This is a genomic window from Moorena sp. SIO3B2 (genome assembly GCF_010692525.1).
Classification (GTDB): domain Bacteria; phylum Cyanobacteriota; class Cyanobacteriia; order Cyanobacteriales; family Coleofasciculaceae; genus Moorena; species Moorena producens.
In genome coordinates this window covers 1-1,293 of the sequence record NZ_JAAHHE010000906.1, presented here as the reverse complement: position 1 = coordinate 1,293, position 1,293 = coordinate 1, and the positions used below count along the sequence as shown (strand labels likewise).

The 1,293-nt window shown below is 38.7% G+C and carries 1 protein-coding gene; it reads right to left on the bottom strand.

What is annotated here, in order from left to right:
* Window positions 1-169: 169 nt before the first annotated feature.
* Window positions 170-1,177 (bottom strand): quinolinate synthase NadA, encoded by a 1,008-nt coding sequence (gene nadA, locus F6K38_RS42260; RefSeq protein ID WP_009148870.1) that lies wholly within the window; start codon window positions 1,175-1,177, stop codon window positions 170-172.
* Between the last annotated feature and the right edge of the window lie 116 nt (window positions 1,178-1,293).

The window sequence follows — 1,293 nt, the reverse complement described above, 5'->3', positions numbered from 1 at the left end:
ATATCTAATTTTAGTCATACTTTGTGTCATAATTATATCGGAGAATGTTTGAAAATCAATCCTTCACAGACTTTTTCAAACATCCTCTAAGATTTATAATTTGTTGACTGACAAATCTTGCTTCGTAGTAAAATCAAGGGTTTTAGAAGTTTCGTCAGTCAATCACGATTTAGACACTGGACAACATAGATTTAGTAACGGAAAGTTGCGCTGACATCTCCAACATGCGTTGCATGGGCTTGAGTGCAGCAATCCGAATGTCTTCTGGTAAGGTAATTTCTGGTGCCCGATTTTTCATTGCTAGATATAACTTTTCCAAAGTATTCAACCGCATGTGAGGGCATTCATTACATGCACAGTTACCCGTCGCTGGTGCAGCAATAAACTGCTTGTGTGGCATATGCTTTTCCATTTGATACAGAATACCGGGTTCAGTGGCGACGATAAATTGTTCCGCAGCACTTCCCTGGCTATACTCAAACAAAGCTTTCGTTGAACCAATGTAATCCGCATGGCGTAACACTGGAGCTTCACATTCGGGATGAGCAATAAATTCTGCTTGAGGATGTTCTATTTTGAGTTGTACGATCTTCTTTTCCGAAAAAATTTCATGAATCATACAACTCCCATCCCAAAGTACTAAATCCCTTCCTGTTTGTTCGCTAACATAGCGACCAAGGTTTTTATCAGGAGCGAAAATAATTGGCTGATCTTTTGGGATTTGATTCACAATATCTACCGCATTAGAGCTGGTGCAAATAATATCGCTCATTGCTTTAACCGCAGCAGAGCAATTAACGTAACACACCACTAAATGATCTGGATGGGCAGCTTTGAAAGCAGCAAATTCTTCGGGAGGACAGCCATCAGCCATAGAGCAACCCGCATCTAAATCAGGTAATAATACTAACTTGTTAGGGTTAAGGATTTTGGCAGTTTCTGCCATGAAATGAACTCCAGCAAAGACGATCACATCAGCATCTGTAGTAGCAGCCTGGCGAGATAAGGTTAAAGAATCACCCAAATAGTCAGCAATATCTTGAATATCAGGCTCTTGATAGTAGTGAACTAAAATAACTGCATTTAGCTCCTTCTTGAGATCTTCAATAGCTGCGAATAAGTCATCTGGTAGAGAACTAAAGTGGGTGTTTTTTGTTGTTGATTGGGTGATAAACATAGTGAAGTATCCTTAGGGATGCAGAAAGGTGTTAATGCTTGCTTTCAATAAAAGAATAGATGATTTAGTTTGTAATCGCAAGAAATTAACTGCTAATTTTATTAATTAATTGTTAA

Bases quoted from the DNA above. Each gene is read 5' to 3' on its own strand.
- nadA (WP_009148870.1), bottom strand. From the start codon at position 1,177: ATGTTTATCACCCAATCAACAACAAAAAACACCCACTTTAGTTCTCTA.